At 39.2% G+C, this 23842-nt stretch carries 23 protein-coding genes, 1 rRNA gene and 2 other annotated features; all 24 genes read right to left on the bottom strand.

What is annotated here, in order from left to right; genetic code table 11:
- Positions 1 to 60: 60 nt before the first annotated feature.
- A complete protein-coding gene (gene rpoB / locus BV906_RS18155; protein WP_087975035.1) occupies positions 61 to 3597 on the bottom strand; it encodes a DNA-directed RNA polymerase subunit beta in 3537 nt (1178 codons plus the stop codon).
- A 445-nt stretch (positions 3598 to 4042) separates the two neighbouring features.
- Entirely contained in the window at positions 4043 to 4645 is a 603-nt protein-coding gene (locus BV906_RS18150) for a class I SAM-dependent methyltransferase (protein WP_087975034.1), read from the bottom strand.
- Positions 4646 to 4927: 282 nt separating this feature from the next.
- Complete coding sequence (gene rplL / locus BV906_RS18145; protein WP_087975033.1) at positions 4928 to 5290, bottom strand: 50S ribosomal protein L7/L12; 363 nt, start codon at positions 5288 to 5290, stop codon at positions 4928 to 4930.
- A 57-nt stretch (positions 5291 to 5347) separates the two neighbouring features.
- Positions 5348 to 5848: a 50S ribosomal protein L10 gene (rplJ, locus tag BV906_RS18140; protein ID WP_087975032.1), complete on the bottom strand. Its 501-nt coding sequence runs from the start codon at positions 5846 to 5848 to the stop codon at positions 5348 to 5350.
- Positions 5849 to 5905: 57 nt separating this feature from the next.
- Positions 5906 to 6054: a sequence feature (ribosomal protein L10 leader region), on the bottom strand.
- Between the two features lie 46 nt (positions 6055 to 6100).
- Complete coding sequence (gene rplA, locus BV906_RS18135) at positions 6101 to 6796, bottom strand: 50S ribosomal protein L1 (protein ID WP_087975031.1); 696 nt, start codon at positions 6794 to 6796, stop codon at positions 6101 to 6103.
- 194 nt (positions 6797 to 6990) lie between these two features.
- Complete coding sequence (rplK, locus tag BV906_RS18130) at positions 6991 to 7416, bottom strand: 50S ribosomal protein L11 (protein WP_140322026.1); 426 nt, start codon at positions 7414 to 7416, stop codon at positions 6991 to 6993.
- Positions 7417 to 7596: 180 nt separating this feature from the next.
- Entirely contained in the window at positions 7597 to 8130 is a 534-nt protein-coding gene (gene nusG / locus BV906_RS18125) for a transcription termination/antitermination protein NusG (RefSeq protein ID WP_087975114.1), read from the bottom strand.
- A 216-nt stretch (positions 8131 to 8346) separates the two neighbouring features.
- The gene (gene secE, locus BV906_RS18120; protein WP_087975029.1) at positions 8347 to 8520 is read right to left on the bottom strand and encodes a preprotein translocase subunit SecE; all 174 of its coding nucleotides are present in this window, start codon (positions 8518 to 8520) and stop codon (positions 8347 to 8349) included.
- A gap of 79 nt (positions 8521 to 8599) precedes the next feature.
- A complete protein-coding gene (gene rpmG / locus BV906_RS18115; protein WP_087975028.1) occupies positions 8600 to 8749 on the bottom strand; it encodes a 50S ribosomal protein L33 in 150 nt (49 codons plus the stop codon).
- A 122-nt stretch (positions 8750 to 8871) separates the two neighbouring features.
- Positions 8872 to 9525, bottom strand: a complete 654-nt coding sequence (gene sigH, locus BV906_RS18110; protein WP_087975027.1) for an RNA polymerase sporulation sigma factor SigH — start codon at positions 9523 to 9525, stop codon at positions 8872 to 8874.
- A 130-nt stretch (positions 9526 to 9655) separates the two neighbouring features.
- Positions 9656 to 10165 carry an NYN domain-containing protein gene (locus tag BV906_RS18105; protein ID WP_087975026.1) on the bottom strand — a complete coding sequence of 170 codons (510 nt, stop codon included), beginning with the start codon at positions 10163 to 10165 and terminating at the stop codon, positions 9656 to 9658.
- Positions 10165 to 10911 carry a 23S rRNA (guanosine(2251)-2'-O)-methyltransferase RlmB gene (gene rlmB, locus BV906_RS18100; RefSeq protein ID WP_087975025.1) on the bottom strand — a complete coding sequence of 249 codons (747 nt, stop codon included), beginning with the start codon at positions 10909 to 10911 and terminating at the stop codon, positions 10165 to 10167. Before rlmB ends, BV906_RS18105 begins: the two co-directional genes overlap by 1 nt.
- Position 10912: 1 nt before the next feature.
- Positions 10913 to 11314 (bottom strand): Mini-ribonuclease 3, encoded by a 402-nt coding sequence (locus BV906_RS18095; RefSeq protein ID WP_087975024.1) that lies wholly within the window; start codon positions 11312 to 11314, stop codon positions 10913 to 10915.
- A gap of 2 nt (positions 11315 to 11316) precedes the next feature.
- A complete protein-coding gene (gene cysS, locus BV906_RS18090; protein WP_087975023.1) occupies positions 11317 to 12723 on the bottom strand; it encodes a cysteine--tRNA ligase in 1407 nt (468 codons plus the stop codon).
- The gene (cysE, locus tag BV906_RS18085) at positions 12704 to 13378 is read right to left on the bottom strand and encodes a serine O-acetyltransferase (RefSeq protein ID WP_176330413.1); all 675 of its coding nucleotides are present in this window, start codon (positions 13376 to 13378) and stop codon (positions 12704 to 12706) included. The genes cysS and cysE overlap by 20 nt, the downstream gene beginning before the upstream one ends.
- Before the next feature lie 62 nt (positions 13379 to 13440).
- Positions 13441 to 13657: a binding site (T-box leader), on the bottom strand.
- Between the two features lie 43 nt (positions 13658 to 13700).
- The gene (gene gltX / locus BV906_RS18080; protein WP_087975112.1) at positions 13701 to 15170 is read right to left on the bottom strand and encodes a glutamate--tRNA ligase; all 1470 of its coding nucleotides are present in this window, start codon (positions 15168 to 15170) and stop codon (positions 13701 to 13703) included.
- Positions 15171 to 15336: 166 nt separating this feature from the next.
- Positions 15337 to 16428 (bottom strand): PIN/TRAM domain-containing protein, encoded by a 1092-nt coding sequence (locus BV906_RS18075; RefSeq protein WP_087975022.1) that lies wholly within the window; start codon positions 16426 to 16428, stop codon positions 15337 to 15339.
- Between the two features lie 119 nt (positions 16429 to 16547).
- Positions 16548 to 17918: a DNA repair protein RadA gene (radA, locus tag BV906_RS18070; RefSeq protein WP_087975021.1), complete on the bottom strand. Its 1371-nt coding sequence runs from the start codon at positions 17916 to 17918 to the stop codon at positions 16548 to 16550.
- 205 nt (positions 17919 to 18123) lie between these two features.
- Positions 18124 to 20553: an ATP-dependent protease ATP-binding subunit ClpC gene (gene clpC, locus BV906_RS18065; RefSeq protein ID WP_087975020.1), complete on the bottom strand. Its 2430-nt coding sequence runs from the start codon at positions 20551 to 20553 to the stop codon at positions 18124 to 18126.
- A gap of 13 nt (positions 20554 to 20566) precedes the next feature.
- A complete protein-coding gene (gene mcsB / locus BV906_RS18060) occupies positions 20567 to 21631 on the bottom strand; it encodes a protein-arginine kinase McsB (RefSeq protein WP_087975019.1) in 1065 nt (354 codons plus the stop codon).
- A complete protein-coding gene (mcsA, locus tag BV906_RS18055; RefSeq protein WP_087975018.1) occupies positions 21628 to 22176 on the bottom strand; it encodes a protein-arginine kinase activator protein McsA in 549 nt (182 codons plus the stop codon). Before mcsA ends, mcsB begins: the two co-directional genes overlap by 4 nt.
- A 34-nt stretch (positions 22177 to 22210) precedes the next feature.
- Positions 22211 to 22678: a CtsR family transcriptional regulator gene (locus BV906_RS18050; RefSeq protein ID WP_087975017.1), complete on the bottom strand. Its 468-nt coding sequence runs from the start codon at positions 22676 to 22678 to the stop codon at positions 22211 to 22213.
- Between the two features lie 197 nt (positions 22679 to 22875).
- Positions 22876 to 23574 (bottom strand): MgtC/SapB family protein, encoded by a 699-nt coding sequence (locus tag BV906_RS18045; RefSeq protein ID WP_087975016.1) that lies wholly within the window; start codon positions 23572 to 23574, stop codon positions 22876 to 22878.
- A gap of 145 nt (positions 23575 to 23719) precedes the next feature.
- Positions 23720 to 23835 (bottom strand): 5S ribosomal RNA (rrf, locus tag BV906_RS18040).
- Positions 23836 to 23842 lie beyond the last annotated feature (7 nt).

Genomic DNA, 23842 nt, shown 5'->3' with positions numbered 1-23842 from the left:
AGCCAGAGTGGTTCACTAATCTTTTATAAAATTAGCGAACCGATTCTGGGCTCCCTTAAATTATTTTTCTTCCACTTCTATATTAAGCTTCGTTGCTGCTTGAACGTCCTCTTCTTCAAGTTCACGCATATCAATTTCATCTTCAGAGCTGTTAAGCATCTTTACATCTAATCCAAGACTTTGCAATTCTTTGATAAGTACTTTAAACGATTCAGGAACACCTGGTTCAGGAACATTATCCCCTTTAACGATTGCTTCGTATGTTTTCACACGTCCTACCGTATCATCGGATTTCACTGTCAATATTTCCTGCAATGTGTATGCAGCACCGTATGCCTCAAGTGCCCAAACTTCCATTTCACCAAAACGTTGTCCACCGAATTGTGCTTTACCGCCAAGCGGTTGCTGTGTAACAAGTGAATACGGTCCTGTAGAACGCGCGTGAAGTTTATCATCAACCATGTGTGCAAGTTTGATCATGTACATAACACCTACAGATACACGGTTATCAAATGCTTCTCCACTTCTTCCATCATATAGAACTGTTTTAGCATCCCTAGGCATTCCAGCTTCATCAAGCGTCTCCCAAACATCTTCTTCCGTTGCTCCATCAAATACAGGACTTGCAACATGGATGCCGAGTTGTCTTGCGGCCATACCCAAGTGTAATTCGAACACTTGTCCGATATTCATTCGTGAAGGTACCCCTAATGGGTTAAGCATGATGTCGATTGGTGTACCGTCAGGCATGAATGGCATATCTTCTTCAGGTAATATTTTGGAAATAACACCTTTATTACCGTGACGCCCAGCCATTTTGTCCCCTTCATGAATTTTACGTTTTTGGACAATATATGCACGAACCAATTGGTTTACACCTGGTGGCAATTCGTCTCCATCTTCACGGTTAAAGATTTTAACATCAAGAACAATACCGCCGCCACCATGCGGAACACGTAATGAGGTGTCTCGTACTTCACGAGCTTTTTCACCAAAAATGGCATGCAATAAACGTTCTTCAGCAGAAAGCTCTGTAACCCCTTTAGGAGTAACTTTTCCTACCAGAATATCTCCATCTGTTACTTCTGCACCAACACGGATAATTCCTTGCTCATCAAGATCCTTCAATGCATCTTCACCAACATTTGGAATATCACGGGTGATTTCTTCTGGTCCAAGCTTCGTATCACGAGCCTCAGATTCGAATTCTTCAATATGAATGGATGTGTACACATCATCTTTAACAAGTCTTTCACTCATAATGATGGCATCTTCATAGTTATAACCTTCCCATGTCATAAAGCCAACAAGAACATTTTGACCTAAAGCCAATTCTCCGTCTTCCATGGATGGTCCATCTGCAAGCACTTCACCTTTTGTTACACGATCGCCCTCACTAACGATTGGGCGTTGATTGTAACAAGTTCCTTGGTTGGAACGCTTGAACTTTTGCAAATTATAATGTTCCAAATCACCTTGAACTTCTTTACCATCTACCTGAGAAACGCTACGAATAAGAACTTCTTTTGCTTCTACACGCTCGACAATACCATCGCCCAAAGCAATAACTGCAGCGCCAGAGTCTTTCCCATTAACATATTCCATACCAGTACCGACAATCGGCGCCTGTGGTTTCATCAATGGAACAGCTTGACGTTGCATGTTCGCGCCCATCAACGCACGGTTGGAGTCATCATTTTCCAAGAATGGAATACAAGCTGTCGCAGCTGAAACTACCTGTTTCGGTGATACATCCATATAATCAATTTTGTCTCGAGAAACTATAATGTTATCTTCTCGGAAACGAGCGACAATCTCTTCATTGACAAATGTATTATCGTCAGCAAGTGGTGCATTCGCCTGTGCAACAATATAGCTATCTTGCTCATCCGCGGTTAAATAATCAATTTGATTAGTTACGACACCAGTTTCCGGGTCAACCCGACGGTATGGTGATTCGATAAAACCAAACTTATTAACTTTGGCATAACTTGATAGGGAGTTAATCAACCCAATATTCGGTCCCTCTGGAGTTTCAATTGGACACATCCGGCCATAGTGGGAATAGTGAACATCACGTACTTCAAACCCTGCACGTTCACGTGTCAAACCACCAGGTCCGAGCGCAGATAGTCGACGCTTATGTGTCAACTCGCCCAACGGATTGGTTTGGTCCATAAATTGAGATAATTGTGAGCTACCAAAAAACTCTTTAATCGACGCGATAACTGGCCTTATATTGATTAACTGCTGCGGTGTAACGCTTGAAGTATCCTGAATAGACATTCTTTCACGCACCACACGTTCCATGCGGGATAAACCAATACGGAATTGATTCTGCAGTAACTCTCCAACAGAGCGTAATCGACGGTTCCCTAGATGATCGATATCATCTGTATCCCCTACTTTATATAAAAGATTAAAGAAGTAGTTGATCGATGCAAGAATATCGGCAGGAGTGATATTCTTGATTTCCTTTGTAACTCCTCCGTTTCCAATAACGGTTAATTCACGCTCCCCGTTTGGATCTGTCGGGTCCAGGATTTTGACAGACTGTATAGCAATCTCATCTTCCAAAACACCGTCATGTGGTTCAATTGTTCTCTCGCCAAATCGATTCTCTTCCCTTTCCAAATAAGGAAGGATTTTATCCAGCAGTTTCCGCTCTAGTCGCGCACCTTTTTCAGCAAGAACTTCTCCGGTTTCCGGATCAACTACTGACTCAGCCAGCACCTGATTGAAAAGGCGATTTTTTATATGAAGCTTCTTATTCATTTTATAACGACCTACATGTGCTAGGTCATAACGCTTCGGATCAAAGAATCTGGACACGAGCAAACTTTTCGCATTTTCAACTGTTGGTGGTTCACCAGGGCGAAGTCGCTCATAGATTTCCAAAAGCGCTTTTTCGGTCGTCTCTGTGTTATCTTTTTCAAGTGTATTTCTTAAGTATTCATTTTCTCCAAGCAAATCAATGATTTCCTGATCTGTGCCAAAACCAAGTGCACGTAACAGCACCGTTATTGGCATTTTACGTGTACGGTCGATACGGACATGTGCAACATCTTTAGCATCTGTTTCAAATTCTAACCACGCACCGCGGTTCGGAATGACAGTTGCAGCAATGCCGCGTTTACCGTTTTTATCAATCTTTTCATTATAATAGACACTAGGCGAACGTACAAGCTGTGAAACGATTACACGCTCAGCTCCATTAATGATAAATGTTCCTGTATCTGTCATGAGTGGGAAATCTCCCATAAACACTTCTTGTTCTTTTACTTCGCCGGTCTCATTATTAATCAAGCGGACCTTTACGCGAAGTGGAGCGTTGTACGTGACATCTCTTTCCTTCGATTCACCTACAGGGTATTTCGGATCGGCTAAACTGTAATCGATAAACTCTAGTGATAAGTTCCCTGTAAAATCTTCAATCGGAGAAATATCCGCAAACATTTCTCTCAAACCTTCTTCCATAAACCATTCATAAGAAGCTGTTTGAATTTCGATTAGGTTTGGTAATTCCAACACTTCACTAATACGTGCATAACTTCTACGCTTACGGTGTCGTCCATACTGAACTAGTTGACCTGCCAACTGCTTCACCCCTTAAATCATACATTTTAGTAGTTTCTTACACAAAATGCTCATCCTATTTTAAAAAAACAACTCCAAAGAGTTTTATCTCCGGATTTATTTTTTGAAACTAACATACTTAACGCACGGCCGCCCAACTCCACTTTAGATTAAGCCCTCTGAAAAAAATATCACTTCCAGGTCAATACGATAAATGTACACCACTATTCTACTAGCGTCCGTAGTGTTTTTAAATCATCAAGAAGCATATAATTAAATTCTAGTTGTACAGATGGCCATTATTTTGGTAAAATAGAAAAAAGGCCTAATTAAAAACCTTCACTTTCTTCGATTATACCAGTGTTGCCGTTAGCCTTTGAAATATACATTCTTCATATGAAAAACCTCTTGACAAGAGAATCCCCATAGTAGCATCTTATAATCTTATCATAGTAAATTCCTATGGTCAAATTTTTAACGCCCGCAAAATATAGTAACCTTTATTTTTCGTCACCACTTCCACATTTTCAAATAGTTCTTCTATTTTTTTTATTGCAGAAGGGGCACCTTGTTTCTTTTGAATGACCACCCACAGTTCACCATTTGGCCGCAAAGCTCCCAATGATTCCTCAAACATCTGATGAACAACTTTTTTTCCAGCTCTAATTGGTGGGTTTGTAAGAATCGCAGCGAATGATTTATCACCCAGATTAGAAAAGCGATCACTCTGAATAACTATAGTATTATCCAACTTATTCCCTGAGGAGTTTTTCTCAGCGAGCGCAAGTGCACGCTCGTTCACATCCGCCATTACGACAGTACGGTCCTTAAAGCTACCCGCTAAAGAAATACCAATTGGTCCATATCCACATCCGAGATCCAATAATTCACCGGAAATATCCGGCTCCTGAAAATGTTCAATTAACAACTTGGAACCGAAATCCACTTCATTTTTTGAAAAAACGCCCACATCACTAGTAAACGTATATTCCTGTCCTCTTAATTGATATGTCCATGTTCTTGGTGAAGTTTTAGATTGAGGTTTATTGGAAAAGTAATGCTCAGACATACAGGCACCTACTTTGACATTGTATTTGAAATTAAGAAGCTACCTTATAGCTCTTCTTAGATATATCTATTAAACACCGGCAAGATAGAGGACTTGCTACTTGTTTCATAAATGTGCATCTATAAATTACCTGAGTCAGAAAAAATTAAAACGGATTTTTCCTTCTCAACAAAATAGCTTTGGTTTTGTTAAATTCACTGAAATACTAAAAATGCTTTAGAAGAGAAATCGTGATAAAAAGCCCGCCGAAAATACGACGAGCTTCTATTGTTAAAGAATCTATTATTTAACTTCTACTTCAGCGCCAGCTTCTGCAAGTTTAGCTTTTACTTCTTCAGCTTCTTCTTTAGCTACGCCTTCTTTAATTGCTTTTGGTGCGTTATCAACCATGTCTTTTGCATCTTTAAGACCAAGACCAGTGATTTCGCGAACAGCTTTAACAACTTTGATTTTAGATGCGCCAGCACCTGTTAATACTACATCAAATTCAGTTTGTTCTTCTTCAGCAGCTCCACCTGCAGCACCTGCAGCAGCTACCGGTGCAGCAGCAGTTACTCCAAATTCTTCTTCAATCGCTTTAACTAAATCGTTTAATTCTAATACAGACATTTCTTTGATTGCGCCAATCATTTCTTCGTTAGTCATGATAAATTTCCTCCTAATATTTTTAATTTATAATTTATGTTAAATGCTAAGGGCAAGTTATGCGCCTTGTTCTTCTTTCTGTTCTGCAATAGCTTTTGTAACGTAAGCAAAATTGCGGATTGGTGCTTGAAGCACGCTAAGCAACATAGAAACCATACCTTCGTAGTTTGGAAGATCGGCAAGCTCTTTGATTTGCTCAAGGGTAGCTACTTCACCTTCAATTACTCCACCTTTGATTTCTAAAGCTTCATGTTCTTTCATGAAGTTATTCAAAATTCTTGCAGGCGCTACGACATCATCGTTACTGAAAGCAATCGCAGTTGGTCCAACCAACGTATCGTTCAGTTCAGTTAATTCAACAACCTCAACAGCACGGCGTGTCATTGAGTTTTTGTAAACTTTGAATTCAATTCCTGCGTCACGAAGCTCTTTACGCAATGCTGTAACTTCAGCAACGTTAAGCCCACGGTAGTCTACTACTACTGCAGTTTGACTCGCACGAAATTTTTCAGTAATTTCTTCAACCACTTGTTTTTTCTTTTCAATGATTCCAGACATTGTTCCACCTCCTATAGATATTCACTATCATTACACCGATCGAAATGCGAGAACAAGCAGACATAAGTAAAAGCTCCCATGCAGACATGGGAGCTTAATATAACAAATGGTATCTTACCGACCATCCCATTTGTTTATAAACACCTCGGCAGGATCATTAAGCGATTGCTCGCACCCACTGTCTACGGTATAACGTATTCGATTCATATAACGCAATTTAGTATAACGAAAGTTTCCGGAAAAGTCAACACCTTATTTACGGAAGCCAGAAACGTCTACTTTAATTCCAGGCCCCATAGTTGATGCGATCGAAACATTCTTCATGTAAGTTCCTTTGGCAGCTTGTGGCTTAACCTTCACAAGTTGTTCAGTAAGTGCCACGAAGTTTTCAACCAATTTCTCTTCATCAAAGGAAATTTTCCCAATTGGAACATGGACATTGGAAGACTTGTCTACACGGTATTCTACTTTACCAGCTTTAATATCATTAACAGCTTTTTCCACTTCGAAAGTAACTGTTCCTGTTTTAGGGTTTGGCATAAGTCCTTTTGGTCCAAGCACACGACCAAGCTTACCAACTTGAGCCATCATATCAGGAGTTGCCACGATTACATCAAATTCAAACCAACCTTTGTTGATTTTCTCGATATATTCTTCTTCTCCTACATAATCTGCTCCAGCTGCTTCTGCTTCTTTTGCTTTTTCACCTTTAGCGAATACAAGCACACGTTGTGTTTTACCAGTTCCATGTGGCAATACCATTGCACCACGGATTTGTTGGTCTGCTTTCTTCGGATCTACCCCAAGACGGAATGCCGCTTCAACAGTTTCATCAAAATTGGATTTAGCAGTTTGCTTTGCAAGTGCAATAGCTTCTTTTACTTCATAACTTTTTGTACGATCAACAAGCTTAGCAGCTTCTTGAAACTTTTTACCTCTTTTTGCCATTTTATTTCCTCCTCTATTGTGGTTATAACGGTAATACCTCCCACTTATAAAAGCACCTGGCTTTTATAAATCATGCACTGAACCGAAAAAAGGTTCAGCACATTCACGAAAAAGGTTGCGAATGGTCAACCAACCGCAACCTATACCGTATTGATTTGTTTCAAAGTTGAGCTAGAGCTTCAACTCCTTGAGCATTAGTCCTCGATAGTGATTCCCATGCTACGTGCAGTTCCTTCAACCATACGCATTGCCGATTCTACATCAGCAGCATTTAGATCAGGCATTTTAGTTTCTGCAATTTCCATTACTTTATCGCGTTTAACTGTAGCGACCTTGTTCTTGTTCGGCTCACCCGAACCTGACTCGATACCGGCTGCTTTTTTCAAAAGAACAGCTGCAGGCGGAGTTTTAGTAATAAATGTAAATGAACGGTCTTCAAACACCGTAATTTCAACAGGAATAATTAGACCCGCTTGATCTTGCGTGCGAGCATTGAATTCTTTACAGAATCCCATGATATTTACACCTGCTTGACCTAGTGCCGGTCCTACTGGCGGTGCTGGATTAGCTTTACCAGCTGGGATTTGCAATTTAACTAATTTGATTACTTTTTTAGCCACGTGACACACCTCCTTAAGTCCGTGATGTGGTAATAGGGTCCAGTCTTATTTTTTGGAAAACCCTCCCACTCCAATGTACAAACACACCTTTTGATTCAGGGTATGAATAACAAAAGAATTTTACCATGTATTAAATAAAAATGCAAGTTTCCTTAAGAATTTTATTGAGTACTCTCTTTATTAAAGTTTCTCCACTTGCGAGAAATCTAGTTCTACTGGTGTTTCTCTTCCAAACATATTTACATGAACTTTAACTTTCTGTTTATCGACATCAATATGCTCGATAGTGCCTGAAAAATCGGTAAACGGACCGTCAGCAACTCGGACACTTTCTTTCAATTCGAAATCTACTTGAACTGTTGATTGCGCTTCACCCATACGTTTTAATACCACATCTATTTCTCCTGGCATTAATGGTGTAGGTTTTGCACCATGACCACTTGAGCCGACAAAACCAGTTACACCTGGAGTGTTCCTAACCACATACCAGGAGTCATCTGTCATAATCATTTCCGTTAATACATATCCTGGAAATGATTTCTTCATCGTTACTTTCTTTTTACCATCCTTTATTTCTGTCTCTTCATCTTCTGGGACAATAACACGGAAAATCTTATCTTCCATACCCATTGTTTCCACTCTTTTTTCCAGATTCATTTTCACTTTGTTTTCATATCCGGAATACGTATGAACCACATACCAGTTCTTCTCCATATCATTTCGGGACAATGCCTTGCCCTTCCCTCCCTTGCAGCATTTATTTATAGGATTTTTAAAAAGCCCTTTTTATCCTTCTTTATTGGACACTTATTTTTAAGGTGTTCACAAAACATACCTTTAAACTTATTAAGCCAAATTAAAAAACCCGTTATCTCTGCGGGTTTTATAAAAAGAATATCATGTTTTCAGTATAGCTATAGTATAGCTTAGTTATTCAAAAAATGCATTTAAAATCTGTGTAATTCCAAGATCAACAACGAAAAAGAACACTGATACAAAAATAACAGTTGAAATAACAATGACTGTATAATTTGATAGCTCTTTACCTTTTGGCCAGCTGACTTTCTTCATCTCTCTTGAAACATTCTTCAGAAATTTAAACATGCTTGTACCCCCCGAACCTACCTAACTCTCATTTTCACCATATATCTAGAAGTCATCAACTTTCTTTAAAGTAATGAATCTATTTTGTTTCGCGATGCAAAGTATGCTCTCCACATGTCTTGCAATATTTCCTTACTTCTAATCTTGTAGATTTTATGGCTACATTTTTATTAGTTGAATAATTTCTACTGGAACATATCGAGCACGCTAAAGTTATCTTATTACTCATCTTCTCACCCCATATTTAGGGTATTTTTACTGTTACAAATGTAGCACGGCTCCGTACATTATGTCAACGTCTCACCGGTTTTGTAACATGTTAAATTTACTTTACATAAAAAATATCCCATGTTAAAACGTTACCCCGTTAGCCTCCATCAATTGCTCCAGCTTTCGCTTGACACGTTGCAGGGCGTTATCGATTGACTTAACATGTCTGTTTAAACTAACAGAAATCTCCTGATAAGTTCTTCCATCTAAATATAAATGGAGCACCCGCTTCTCCAGATCGCTTAATAATTCAGATAATTTATATTCCATATTTCCATAATCTTCTTGATTGACAAGCATTTCCTGTGGATCTGTTTCCTTTGATCCTCCAATAATATCCAATAAAGTACGGTCCGATTCCTCTTCATACATTGGTTTGTCCAATGATACATAGGAATTAAGTGGAATATGCTTCTGTCTAGTAGCCGTTTTAATAGCCGTAATAATCTGCCTTGTTACGCAAAGTTCAGCAAATCCCTTAAATGAGGAAAGCTTTTCCCCATCATAATCACGGATGGCTTTATAGAGACCAATCATCCCTTCTTGTATGATATCCTCCTTGTCAGCCCCCACTAAAAAATAGGTCCGTGCCTTAGCCCTAACAAAGTTTATATATCTATTTATAAGCACATCCAAAGCACGACTGTCCCCTTGGCGAACCAAGTCCAGCAAATCATTATCACTAAGCTTGTCTATACTTATGTTGCTTTTTTCTATCTGCTCAACATTCACCAAGACCGTCCTCCTGACTACCTTTAATCGCTATAGAAGTATTATACAGGATGGATTTCAAAACCGTCAACACGCTATCGAAGCGATTACATGACGAAAAATGTCGAAAAAGCATAAAAGTCAGACTTCTATGCTATGTTTCTCCTCTCCTCATCTTTTCAAATTTCTCCAGAATTTCTTGATCCAAAGTAATCTTTGATGAGGACTGGTTATTTTTGTGTATCTCAATGCTGGCTTCTATCTCCCGCTCGATATCCGAAACTTCAATTAACAATTCACGGGCGGATTTCCGCAGTGCACCTTGCCCAAAAATTGTTCGCTGCTCCGCATAATCTGAGGTTGCCACATAAACTTGTGTTTTTATATTTTTTATTTTTTTTATAAGCCTTTCAATACATTCATCAGCTGTTTCTTTCTCTTTCGTAAATATAACATCAACCTTGTATTTTTTTAACGAACTTGCAACACCTTTAACATAGTAAGCATCAAAAACAATAATGACCTTATGCCCGGAGTAGGCCTGATATTCCGCCATAATTTCAATTAAACGGTCACGGGCCTGTCCTATTTCTTTCTCCTTCAGTCGCTTAAGTTCTTCCCAGGCACCAATAATGTTGTATCCATCAACAACAAGTATCACCATCAGGAATCACCCAGTGGATACCTTTTACGATACACTTCATATAATAACAGACTACATGCAACAGATGCATTTAAGGAAGAAACCTGCCCTTTCATTGGGAGGCTCACTGTCCAGTCACATTTCTTGCGTACTAATCTACTGATTCCTTTTCCTTCATTTCCTATAACTAAAGCAATAGGCAAGTGACCATCAAGTTTGCGGAAATCCTCTGTTGCTTCTGCTTCGGTTCCAACTACCCATACATTCCGTTCTTTTAATTCATCAATGGTATTTGCGATATTCGTTACTCTTGCAACTGGGATATGTTCTATAGCACCTGCAGCCGTTTTTGCAACAGTCGCTGTCAGTCCGACCGAGCGTCTTTTTGGAATAATAACCCCATGGACACCGGTTGCATCAGCCGTTCGCAAAATCGAACCAAGGTTATGCGGGTCCTCCAATTCATCCAGAATAATAAAAAATGGATCTTCTTTTCTTTCTTCTGCAAGTTGAAATAAATCTTCAATGGATGCATATTGATAGGAGGCAACATATGCAATAATACCTTGGTGGTTACCGGAATCAAGCTGATCGAGCTTGTTTCTTGGTACATTTTGCATGATTGTACCCGCTTCTTTAGCCAGTTGGTTTAATTTCTTTTGCAAATTGGGATTCAATTGCTCTGAAACCAATACTTTATTCACGGAACGTCCGGATTTTAGTGCCTCTATTACGGGATTCTTTCCAATAATCATTTCCTGGTCCATCTTATTCACTCCTTTCTTCAACAAATTGGATGCTTAAGTCCATTAGTTCTTTCAGCCGCTTTTTATTTTCCATTAAATAATGATATCCAAGCAATGCTTCAAATGCTGTACTGTAACGGTATGTTAGAACACTGATATTCTTAGGTGTCGTGCCAGACTTGGCATTTTTGCCCCTTGCTACAATACTTGCTTCTTCCCCACTCAGAAATCCTTCTGTTTCAATCCAGTTACGAATAACGGTTGCTTGAGCTTTCCCCGAAACAAAGGTGACTGCTTCCCGATGTAGTTGATTAGGTTTTACTTTCCCTTTCCTTAACAAATAATCGCGGACATGAACTTCATACACAGCATCCCCCATATATGCCAAGGCTAAGCTTTTCATTTGTTTTACTTCCATTTTCATGATTAGCCTCTTTTCCAGCGGATCCCTTGGGGTGTATCTTCTAAAATGATTTTTTTCTCCTTTAGTAAATCTCTTATTTCATCAGCACGAGCAAAACTGCGATTTTTCCTTGCTTCGTTTCGTTCTTCGATGAGTGCTTCAATCGTTTCATCTAATAATTCGTCTGTATCTGTTTCAGTGATATCTATCCCCAACACCTCAAGCAATGATCCCATTGTTTCCTGAAAATAATTAATAACCGTTTTCGATGTTTGCTTGGCCTGTAAATACACATTTGCTTCCTTCGACAAGTCAAAAAGCACTGAAATTGCATTTGCGGTATTAAAGTCATCATCCATTTCAGACTCAAAGCGGGCCTTCATTCCATCAATTTTTTCTAGCCATGTATCCCTATCATTCACCAGGTTCATACTTGATTTTTTGCGATGTTCCAAATTATGATATGCAGTCTTAATTCGCTCATAACTGTTTGTTGCACTTTCCAGTAATTCATCCGTAAAATTAATTGGATTCCGATAATGCACACTAAGCATAAAGAACCTTAATACTTGTGGGTTATGATGTGCTATTAAGTCTCTAGTTAGCACAAAATTCCCAAGGGATTTAGACATTTTCTCATTATCTATATTAATATACCCATTATGCATCCAATAGTTTGCAAATGTATGTCCTGTCATTGCTTCGGATTGAGCAATTTCATTTTCATGATGTGGAAAGGTAAGATCCTGACCTCCGGCATGAATATCTATCGTATCTCCGAGGTATTTTTTTACCATTGCCGAACATTCAATATGCCAGCCTGGTCTACCTTTCCCCCAAGGTGAATCCCATGAAATCTCCCCATCTTTCACTTGTTTCCATAGAGCAAAGTCAAGTGGATCCTCTTTCTTTTCACCAATTTGAATTCTTGCTCCTGACCGTAATTCATCAATGGATTGATGGGAAAGCTTGCCATATCCTTCAAACGCCCGCGGTTTAAAATATACATCGCCATCCGCCACGTAAGCATATTCCCTTTGCACGAGAACATCAATAAATGAAATGATATCATCCATTGAATCCATCACACGCGGATTATGTGTTGCCTTTTTAACACCTAATGCACCAACATCCTCCAAATATGCTGCAATAAATTTATCTGCAAGGTCTGGTACCTCTTCCCCTAGTTTATGCGCTGTATTTATAATTTTGTCATCAACGTCGGTAAAGTTCAGAACATAGTCTACGTTGAATCCCTTATATTCAAAATACCTTCTCACCGTGTCAAATACAATCGCTGGTCGTGCATTTCCGATGTGAATATAGTTATATACGGTTGGACCACATACATACATACTTACCTTACCCTTTTCGAGAGGTTTAAAATCCTCCTTTGTTCGTGTCATGGTATTATAGACTTTTATGGGCATGATCTTGATTGCTCCTTTCTTTCAATAATAAAATTTCAGCTTCTAATGAATTAATTTGCTCCTGCAAGTGCTCACATCTATCATTTATAGGGTCGGGTATTTTATGATGATCAAGATCTCTTCGTACCTTTTCACCATTCCGAACAACAATTCTACCAGGTACCCCTACAACAGTCGAATTATCAGGTACATCTTTTAATACGACAGATCCACCACCCACTTTGGAATTCTCGCCGATCGTGATGTCTCCAAGGACTTTTGCTCCTGTAGAAATAAGTGCATTATTCTTCACGGTAGGATGCCGCTTCCCCTTTTCCTTGCCGGTACCTCCAAGGGTAACACCTTGAAATATGGTAACATTATCACCAATCTCACATGTCTCCCCGACAACGACTCCCATACCATGATCAATAAAAAGACGTCGCCCGATAACAGCACCTGGGTGTATTTCAATCCCGGTAAAAAACCGGCTAATTTGTGAGATGGATCTTGCAATAAAATATAGTCTTCGCTTATAAAACCAATGTGCAATCCGATGGTTCCAAACTGCATGTAAGCCTGAATAGGTTAATACTACTTCAAAATAAGTCCTTGCTGCCGGATCCTGTTCGAATACGACTTCCATATCTTCTTTGATTATTTTTAATATCCCCATTTGTATCCCCCTTTACCTTACTTTGTAAAAAAGAAATAAAAAGCGCCTCTGTGCAATAGATACACAGAGGCGCTTACATGCGCGGTTCCACTCTGTTTGAAGTTTTAACAACTCCCAACTTGTGCTCTCATAACGGGAGAGTACCGCTGTTATGTACTTTAATTTCCATACCAGACTCCAAGGGGCACTTCAGAACAGCTGCTTAAAATCACTCCCAGCACTTGTGATTCTCTCTGGATAAGCTAATCTGCCCTTACTTTCCCTCTTCAACGTTCATCTATTTTTATCTCATTATACTATTACAATCGTCTAAATGTGACGTTTAAGCCCCTAATTTTTTTAATACCTTATCAAGCCTTGCAAGAATAACTTCTTTTCCTAAAAGTTCAATTGCAAATGGAAGCTCTGGTCCATGCATTTGGCCAGTCGTCGCAACGCGAATCGGCATAAATAATTTCTTCCCACGGTGGCCCGTCTCTTTTTGAGTAGCTTTAATTTGTGCCTTGATGGAATCCTTTGAGAATTCATCCAAATGTATCAACTTATCGGTAAAGACTTGAAGAACTTCAGGTACTTGTTCTTGGTTTAGTACTTCCATGGCAGCTTCGTCATAAGAGATATCTTCATTAAAGAAAAGCTCTGTCAACTCAACGATTTCAGCACCGTAACGCAACTGTTCACGATATAAGGTAATCACATTCTCAGCCCAATTCCTCTGCAACTCATCCATATCTTGTGGTAATTTACCCGCTTCCACTAAATGTGGCATCGCAAGTTCAATCACTGCCTCTAACTCAGCTGCTTTAATATACTCGTTATTCATCCATTTCAGCTTTTGCTGATCAAAAATAGCAGCAGAGGTGGAAAGACGTTCCGGATCAAATATCTCAATCAATTTTTCTTGCGAGAAGATTTCTTCCTCACCGACAGGAGACCATCCCAAGAGACTAATGAAGTTAAACATTGCTTCCGGTAAATAACCAAGATTACGGTATTGCTCAATAAACTGCAAAATATGTTCATCACGTTTACTCAATTTCTTGCGGTCTTCATTAAGAATCAGTGTCATATGGCCATAATTTGGCGCTTTCCAATCAAATGCATCATAGACCATCATTTGCTTCGGAGTGTTGGAAATATGTTCTTCTCCGCGGAGAACATCTGATATTCCCATTAAATGATCATCGATTGCTACTGCGAAATTATATGTAGGAATTCCATTTTTCTTAACGATCACCCAGTCACCGAAGTCACTGGATTCAAAAGTGATTTCCCCACGAACGAGATCGTCGAAAGTATAGGTAACATTTTCCGGAACACGGAATCGGATACTTGGCTTACGACCTTCCGCGACGTAGGCAGCAATTTGTTCCTCAGTCAAATTACGATGTGCACCCGAATATTTAGGTACTTGCCCATTTGCACGTTGTTTTTCCCGTTCTGCTTCAAGCTCTTCTTCAGACACATAACATTTATATGCAAGGTTTCTTTCCAAAAGTTCGGTGACATATTTATCATATATTTCCAGACGCTCTGTTTGACGATATGGCCCATAATCTCCGCCAATATCAGCTCCTTCATCCCATTCCAGACCTAACCATTTGAGGAACATCAGCTGACTCTCTTCGCCACCCTCCACATTACGTTTCTCATCTGTATCTTCCGTACGGATAATAAATTTCCCGTTAAAATGTTTAGCATATAAATAGTTAAATAAAGCTGTACGTGCGTTTCCAATGTGCAGATGACCCGTTGGACTTGGCGCATAACGTACGCGAACTTCATTACTCATGGTGATGCCCCTCTCATAATATAAAGATTCCGTTACTTGTGTTCGGATAGCTTCGGGTAAAAGCAACGTCACTTTCACCCTCCTTACCTGAACACTCACTTATATGAAAAAGTGATAACATCATATATGTTATCACTTTACTACATTCTTATCAGTTATACCTTTTTTAGAGAGCTTTTTCAAGTAATTTTGGTTTTGCAAAAATCATCCGGCCTGCAGATGTCTGCAACACACTCGTAATAATTACCTCGATTGTCTTACCGATATAATCGCGCCCTTCTTCAACAACAATCATTGTGCCATCATCCAAATATGCAACACCTTGATTATGCTCTTTACCATCTTTTATCACCTGAACGACTAATTCTTCACCAGGCAATACGACCGGTTTCACTGCATTCGCAAGGTCATTGATATTCAACACAGAAACACCTTGAAGATCACATACTTTGTTTAGATTGAAATCATTTGTAACAACAATCCCATTGATTACTTTAGCAAGCTTGATTAACTTACTGTCCACCTCAGGAATCTCCTCAAAATCACCTTCATATATTTCTACTTTTACAGGCAATTCTTTTTGGATTCGGTTTAATACATCCAATCCTCGGCGTCCCCTATTTCGTTTTAGTGTATCGGAAGAGTCTGCAATATGCTGCAACTCTCCCAGAACAAACCCCGGGATAATAATGGTACCTTCCAGGAAATTTGTTTGGCAGATATCTGCAACTCTACCATCAATGATAACACTCGTATCCAATATTTTTGCTTTCGGTGTGAGGATTTCAGCATCCTCGCCTTCCACTGAACGACGACGTTCTTTCTTGTTTGTTTTCATCAGATTGACAAACTCTTCTCTACGTCTGAAACCTACTTGGAACCCTAGGTAACCGAGTATAATCATAATAAATAATGGCAATACCTGTGAAACGACTTGAATATTGATATCCTGCACTGGCATGATGATAAAGTAAGCAATTACCAATCCAACAATTAAACCGATACTACCAAAAAATAAATCCATTGCAGGGAGTTTTATAAGTGCCTCTTCTACCCACTTTAAAAAATCAACGATATAGTCTGCCAGCCAGTAAGATAGGATAAAAAATATAATTGCACCAATGATCATACCTAAATATGGCGAACTCACCCACCCAGAATCAGTGAAGTTCAATATCCTAACTAATTCTGGTATATACAAATACCCAATGGAACCACCTAAAACAATAAAAAATAAATGTACTACTTTATTGATCACTATCGTCACCTCCTAACATTTATTATTGCCTTTATTTTTAAATCATAACCTTAAAATAAATTAAAAAGACTATCGTATAGAGTAAATACTAGGATTTTGTATAAAGAACCATAACTATATTACCTAATACCCTCCGAAAGCGCCTCTTGAACCGTACTGACTCCAACTATTTCAATGCCTTTCGGATACGTCCACCCGCTTAAATTATTTTTAGGACAGATAACCCGTTTAAACCCAAGTTTAGCCGCTTCCTGTACACGTTGTTCAATACGAGAGACCCTTCTAATTTCTCCTGTCAAACCAACCTCACCAATAAAAATATCGTTCGGATCTGTAGGTTGATCGCGGAAACTGGAAGCAATACTGACAGCAAGGGCTAAATCGATTGCAGGTTCATCCAGTTTGACGCCACCGGCTACTTTAATATAAGCATCTTGATTTTGCAGCATTAGTCCAACCCGTTTTTCAAGCACAGCCATAATTAATGGTACACGATTATGGTCAATACCTGTTGCAGTTCTTCGTGGGTTACCAAAACTGGTAGGAGAAATTAGTGCTTGTATTTCAACTAGTATTGGTCTTGTGCCCTCCATTGAAGCTACCACTGTAGATCCTGCCGCACCCTCAGCACGTTCTTCCAGGAAGATTTCAGAAGCATTCATCACTTCCCTGAGTCCTTCTTCTTTCATTTCAAAAATTCCCATTTCATTTGTACTGCCGAAGCGATTTTTTACACCACGCAAAATACGATAGGTGTGATGCCTTTCCCCTTCGAAATATAAAACTGCATCAACCATATGCTCTAATAATCTCGGTCCTGCAATGGCACCTTCTTTTGTTACATGGCCAACGATAAATATTGGAATCCCATTTGTCTTAGCAATCTTCATCAATTCAACCGTACATTCTCGCACCTGTGAGACACTTCCCGGCGCACTGGTCACTTCTTCTTTGAAAATGGTCTGAATCGAGTCAATCACCACAAATGAGGGACGGACTTCTCCAATTTGCTTGCTAATATCAAATAGATTGGTTTCCGATAACACGTATAGTAAATCCGATTTGATTCCTAATCGATCTGCTCGAAGTTTTGTCTGACGTGTTGATTCTTCTCCAGATACATAAAGAACAGGAAGTTTCTTGTCTGCTAATTGAGATGATATTTGCAACAGTAATGTCGACTTACCAATACCCGGATCGCCACCAATCAATACAAGTGAACCTAAAACAATACCACCACCAAGAACTCGGTTAAATTCCTTCATGGCAGTTGTAACTCTCGGTTCTTTCTCTGACTCAATGGCAGTTATACTTTCCGGTTTACTGACTGACTGCGTTCCATTCGAAAGTGAAGCTCTCCCTCTAACATCTGATGCTTCAATCTCTTCGACCATTGAATTCCAACTATTGCAACTGGGGCATTTGCCCATCCATTTTGCTGATTCATATCCGCATTCCTGGCAGGAAAACTTTACTTTTCTTTTAGCCAAATCACTATCCCCTTTTTCTATTGTAAAACATTTTTGAGCCTGGTAGGTTACAGAATCCTATCATTTCATTAAATTTCTTACCTTAATTATGCCACAACTGTGTATAGATGGAAGGAAAAGCTAGAAGATTCTACTCTTCTAGCTTTCATATATTATAACTCTTTTCCTATTTAATTATGTCATTCTCGTTCACCATGTTTTCATGCTAAGCAAGAACGGTAAAATCACCTTTGTTGTTTAAACCTATTTTTACACTTTCTCCTTTAGCAATGCTTCCTTTCAGCAGTTCTTCTGATAACAGATCCTCAATATTCTTTTGAATGGACCTACGCATTGGTCTTGCACCATATTCAGGGTCAAATCCATCATGAGCAATTTTTTCAACTGCTTTATCCGTCAAGGACAAATCGATTTCCTGATCTTTCAAGCGACGTTGAAGTTGATCTAGCATTAGGGTGACAATATCCTTCATATGCTTTCTTTCTAAGGAATGGAATACGATTGTTTCATCAATCCTGTTTAAGAATTCAGGGCGGAAAGCCTTTTTCAACTCTTCCATTACTTTGGATTTCATGTCACTGTATTCCCGCTTCTCATCACCCATATTAAACCCAACATACTTGTTTCGCTTCAGTTCGCTTGCACCAACATTGGAAGTCATGATGATTACTGTGTTACGAAAATCAACGAGTCGACCTTTTGAATCAGTTAAACGCCCATCTTCAAGTACTTGCAGTAAAATATTAAATACTTCCGGGTGAGCCTTTTCTATTTCATCCAACAAAACAACTGAATATGGTTTACGACGAACTTTTTCAGTAAGTTGTCCGCCTTCTTCATACCCAACATACCCTGGAGGTGAACCGACCAGACGGGATGTGGCATGTCTTTCCATATACTCAGACATATCAATACGAATCATCGCATCCTCATCAGCAAACATTACCTCTGCCAATGCACGGGCAAGTTCTGTTTTTCCGACACCTGTTGGACCAAGGAAGATAAATGAACCAATTGGGCGCTTCGGATCCTTTAATCCAGAACGTGCTCTACGAATCGCTTTAGATACAGCATCAACAGCTTCTGACTGTCCAATAACACGGTCATGCAAAATTTCTTCCATGTTCAGTAGTCGCTGGCTCTCATCTTTTGTTAATTTGGATACAGGGACACCGGTCCATGCGGAAACAATACTTGCAATATCCTCTACCGTGACTTCAGAGTCCGTCTGACCTTGCTTCTCTTTCCATTCATCTTTTGTCTTTTCCAGTTCCTCACGAAGACGTTGTTCCGAATCACGTAAAGAGGCAGCCTTTTCAAATTCCTGACTTTGTACTGCAGCATCCTTTTCTTTACGTACTTCTTCAAGCTTTTGCTCCAACTCTTTTAGATTAGGTGGAATTGTGTACGACCGAAGACGTACTTTCGAGCCCGCTTCATCAATCAAGTCAATTGCTTTATCCGGTAAAAAGCGATCAGTAATATACCGATCTGAAAGTGTTGCAGCAGCTTCAATCGCCTCATCTGTAATCGTTACACGGTGATGTGCCTCATAACGATCACGCAGCCCACCTAAAATTTGAATTGTTTCCTCCAATGTTGGTTCATCAACTTGAATTGGCTGGAATCTTCGTTCAAGTGCAGCGTCCTTTTCGATATATTTACGATATTCATCCAATGTTGTTGCACCAATACATTGTAGCTCACCACGGGCAAGCGATGGCTTTAGAATATTAGAAGCATCAATTGCTCCTTCTGCTCCACCAGCACCAATTAATGTATGTAGCTCATCGATGAATAGAATAATATTTCCTGCCTGACGGATTTCCTCCATCACTTTTTTTAGGCGATCTTCAAACTCACCACGGTATTTTGTACCTGCCACAACCGTACCCATGTCCAGTGTCATGACCCGTTTATCTCTTAATGTTTCTGGCACTTCATTATCAATAATTTGCTGTGCTAGCCCTTCAGCTACAGCTGTTTTACCAACACCCGGTTCCCCGATTAATACAGGGTTATTTTTCGTCCGGCGGCTCAACACCTGGATAACGCGTTCAATTTCCTTCGCACGACCAATAACAGGGTCAATTTTGCCCTCTTTGGCACTTACAGTTAGATCTCTTGCCAATGAATCCAATGTAGGTGTACTAGCGTTTGATTGCTGTCCTGCTCGTCCTTGGCGACCTGCCTGTGATTCATTACTGCCTAACAATTGCAATACCTGTTGTCTCGCTTTGTTTAAACTTACACCAAGGTTATTTAAAACACGTGCAGCAACACCTTCACCTTCACGAATTAAACCAAGTAAAATATGTTCTGTTCCCACATAGGAATGGCCTAGCTTTCTCGCCTCATCTTGAGACAACTCAACCACTTTCTTTGCTCGTGGAGTATAGTGAATAGATTGCATCGGCTGTTTGCCGACACCAATTAACTTTTCAACTTCTTCCTGAATCTTTGATACTTCCAACCCGAGGGATTGCAAAGCCTTCGCTGCAATGCCCTCACCTTCGCGAACAAGGCCTAATAAAATATGCTCGGTACCAATATTATTATGGCCAAGTCGTACCGCTTCTTCTTGTGATAATGCCAATACCTTCTGCGCTCTTTCTGTAAATCGTCCAAACATCATCTGGATTTCCCTCCTATTTTTCTAATTCTAATCTTTCGCGAATGAGCGTTGCTCTTAATGTGTCACGCTCACCAGCTTTTAAAGTTCTATTTGCATATTGTTGAAGAAAACCCGGCTGTGTAAGAACCATTAACTCATTTAGGATATTTCCTGATGTATTCTCTATAATACCTAAATCTATACCTAGTCGCACGTCTGAAATACATCTTGCTGCTTCCTTTGAATCTATTATGCGACTGTATTGCAGCACGCCATATGAGCGAAAGATGCGATCCTGAAGTCTCATTTCCGATCTTTCTAGTATATGCATACGTGCTGTTCTTTCATGTTCAATCAGCTGATTCACGATACTTTCCAGATCTTCAATAATATCCGTTTCAGACTTCCCAAGTGTAATCTGATTGGAAATTTGAAAGATATTGCCAAGTGCTTCACTGCCTTCACCATATATACCTCTGACTACTAGTCCAAGTTGGCTGATTGCAGGAATCATTCGATTAATTTGATTTGACATTGCAAGTGCCGGAAGATGCATCATCACAGATGCTCGCATCCCCGTGCCCACATTAGTTGGACAACTGGTTAAGTACCCTTTTGTCTCATCAAATGCATAATTCACCTTCTCTTCCAGCCAATCATCTAAGTTAAACGCATGTTCCAACGCTTTCTTTAACTGTAGACCAGGGAAGTATACTTGAATACGAATATGATCTTCTTCGTTTATCATCATAGATAACTGCTCATTTTCTGAAATTAATACTGCCCCTTCTTCCGTGTGTCTAACAAGATGGGGACTAATCAAATGCTTTTCCACCAGCACACTTTTTTCTACGGGAGTCAATTCTCTGACGTTGACAAATTCCAGATTTTCAAAAGTATGAAACGATTGATGTGCATATTCATTCTCAAAAAATTCACGAATTTCCTCCAACTTCTCCTGACCAGCAAGGATCGGATATGGTACATTGGCAAAATTCCTCGCTAACCGGATCCGGCTACTCATGACAATATCCTTATCCGGGCCATCTTCAAGCATCCATGGACTAATCGCTTCATTAATAAAATGTTCTAAGGTCATATGTCTTCACCTGCTTCCGGCTCTCTATGCCCTTTTTCCAGTGCTTTGATTTTATCTCTTACTTTTGCTGCCTCTTCAAAGGCTTCCGTTTCAATTAGATGCTGCAATTCTTCTTTATAACTTTTCAACTGCCTTTTTACATGTAAATCACTTCCAGCGCGTTTTGGTATTTTCCCAAAATGCTTTGTGTTACCTGCATGCACTCTACGAAAGATAGGCTCCAATCTGGAAGCGAACGACTCATAACATTGGGCACATCCAAATTTCCCTACCTTTTTAAACTCGGAAAACGTCATTCCACAAGAAGAACATTGTAAATCCTTCACTTGATTAATCTGGTTTCCACTAGGATTTGCCATTTTTAAGTTATCAAAATTAAATAAACCAGTAAGCAAATCGTGCAGAGAATAACCGTCTTCTGGATAGGGAACAAATCCTTTCTTCTTAGCACATTCTTCACACATTTTTACAATTGTTTCTTCCCCATTAACAATCCTTTTAAAATGTAGTGTGGCTGTTCTCTCATTGCATTCTTGGCATTCCAAAGTTATTCCCCCTTTGCATTTAGAAATTACTTGTTTATTCTCTTAAATACTTAAGTGTAGAGAGCATAGCGGAAAAAACTCGGGCACGAACCTCATCCCTTAGTGGCAAACTAAATGCCAATGTAGTACGATCTATCGCGCTTAACATAATTTTAGCTTCACGCTTTGTAATGATTTTTTCTTCCAATAGACGTTCAAGTACATGGATGGAAGACCGTTGGGTGACTGCTGTACCAACCATCTGAATAATTTCATCGATTAAATCTGATTTATCCTCATGCTTTACACGCATAATACGGATATAACCACCACCACCACGCTTACTCTCTACTATATACCCTTTTTCCATTGTAAAACGCGTGTTAATGACATAATTTATTTGGGAAGGCACACACTGAAACTGATTAGCGATTTCACTTCTTTTTATTTCAATGGTATTTTCACCCTTCGTAAAAAGCACGTCTTTCAAATATTGTTCAATAATATCCGAAATATTGCTCATTTCGTCTTACACCTCTTATCTTATGAGTTTATCTTAGTTTGTATTGGTATTTTGACTTTGACTATCTTTGACTTTACGTTTATTATACGCCAAATTGAAAGAGATGCAAACATCTTACTTTATATATAATAGACAAATTTTAAGGAAACAAAACAAAAACCTTATACAAATTATATGTATAAGGTTCTAGAAACAGTTTAATTATTTAATTTGGTAATGTGATTCACATACTCAATTCTTGATATTTCCTCGAATAATCCAATGACATCTTGGCTTTTCCTTAATTTTGTTTTGATATAAATCTTCCTTAAATTACTTTCTATCCTAAAAACTTCGATGCTTTTAATAGATAAATCATATCTCTCCATCACTTCAACCACTTGATGGATTTTAAAATCCTTTTCTACTACAATTTCTATAAAATTACCTGATTTCGATTTCGGAAAGAAATTTTCAATATGGTTAAGAAATATTAGACTGACCAAAATAATTAGTGTTGCCACAATTGCTACACTATACATTCCTGCTCCGACTACCAAGCCCATACCTGCAACTGTCCAAATTGAGGCAGCGGTTGTCAAACCTCGTACGGTTCCTCCGTATACGATAATCGTGCCCGCTCCAAGAAAGCCAATTCCACTAATAACATAGGATGGTATACGTGCAGGATCAAATCGAATATTGTCGTACACTTCCAAAAATGAGGTAAAACCGAATAAGGACAAAATCATCATTAAACATGAACCGACACCAACTAAAATATGTGTACGAAAACCCGCTGAATGGTTGTTTATCTCCCGTTCGAATCCAATAAACCCAGATAATATTAAGGCAACAAATAGGCGAAGAACAATTAGTAGAAAGTCATCCCCTAATAGTTGATCTATGTAATCCATCTCTTTAACCCCCTTTTGGAAAGATTTATCTATTAATAGTACATTTATGAAATAGAGTTTCTCGTCTATTAGTATGCATGCGATCAACAAAATTTGTACAAAAAAAGAGTAAAGATACAATTATGTATCTTCACTCGTAGCTAATGCCTGGCGGCGTTCTACTCTTGCAGGGGCAAAGCCCCAACTACCATCGACGCTGAAGAGCTTAACTTCTGTGTTCGAGATGGGAACAGGTGTGACCTCTTCGCTATTGCTACCAGACCTTCCT

This window comes from Oceanobacillus rekensis (genome assembly GCF_002153375.1).
GTDB classification, from domain to species: Bacteria; Bacillota; Bacilli; order Bacillales; family Amphibacillaceae; genus Oceanobacillus; species Oceanobacillus rekensis.
Note: the sequence above shows the minus strand (reverse complement) of the source record. Positions and strands in the feature narration are given on the sequence as shown.

Excerpts from the sequence above, each read along its gene's own strand:
- BV906_RS18150 (WP_087975034.1), bottom strand. The coding sequence starts at position 4,645 with ATGTCTGAGCATTACTTTTCCAATAAACCTCAATCTAAAACTTCACCA.
- rplL (WP_087975033.1), bottom strand. The coding sequence starts at position 5,290 with ATGACTAACGAAGAAATGATTGGCGCAATCAAAGAAATGTCTGTATTA.
- rplJ (WP_087975032.1), bottom strand. The coding sequence starts at position 5,848 with ATGTCTGGAATCATTGAAAAGAAAAAACAAGTGGTTGAAGAAATTACT.
- rplA (WP_087975031.1), bottom strand. The coding sequence starts at position 6,796 with ATGGCAAAAAGAGGTAAAAAGTTTCAAGAAGCTGCTAAGCTTGTTGAT.
- nusG (WP_087975114.1), bottom strand. The coding sequence starts at position 8,130 with ATGGAGAAGAACTGGTATGTGGTTCATACGTATTCCGGATATGAAAAC.
- secE (WP_087975029.1), bottom strand. The coding sequence starts at position 8,520 with ATGTTTAAATTTCTGAAGAATGTTTCAAGAGAGATGAAGAAAGTCAGC.
- rpmG (WP_087975028.1), bottom strand. The coding sequence starts at position 8,749 with ATGAGTAATAAGATAACTTTAGCGTGCTCGATATGTTCCAGTAGAAAT.
- BV906_RS18105 (WP_087975026.1), bottom strand. The coding sequence starts at position 10,165 with ATGGTGATACTTGTTGTTGATGGATACAACATTATTGGTGCCTGGGAA.
- rlmB (WP_087975025.1), bottom strand. The coding sequence starts at position 10,911 with ATGGACCAGGAAATGATTATTGGAAAGAATCCCGTAATAGAGGCACTA.
- BV906_RS18095 (WP_087975024.1), bottom strand. The coding sequence starts at position 11,314 with ATGAAAATGGAAGTAAAACAAATGAAAAGCTTAGCCTTGGCATATATG.
- cysS (WP_087975023.1), bottom strand. The coding sequence starts at position 12,723 with ATGCCCATAAAAGTCTATAATACCATGACACGAACAAAGGAGGATTTT.
- cysE (WP_176330413.1), bottom strand. The coding sequence starts at position 13,378 with ATGGGGATATTAAAAATAATCAAAGAAGATATGGAAGTCGTATTCGAA.
- gltX (WP_087975112.1), bottom strand. The coding sequence starts at position 15,170 with ATGAGTAATGAAGTTCGCGTACGTTATGCGCCAAGTCCAACGGGTCAT.
- clpC (WP_087975020.1), bottom strand. The coding sequence starts at position 20,553 with ATGATGTTTGGACGATTTACAGAAAGAGCGCAGAAGGTATTGGCATTA.
- mcsB (WP_087975019.1), bottom strand. The coding sequence starts at position 21,631 with ATGACCTTAGAACATTTTATTAATGAAGCGATTAGTCCATGGATGCTT.
- BV906_RS18050 (WP_087975017.1), bottom strand. The coding sequence starts at position 22,678 with ATGAGCAATATTTCGGATATTATTGAACAATATTTGAAAGACGTGCTT.
- BV906_RS18045 (WP_087975016.1), bottom strand. The coding sequence starts at position 23,574 with ATGGATTACATAGATCAACTATTAGGGGATGACTTTCTACTAATTGTT.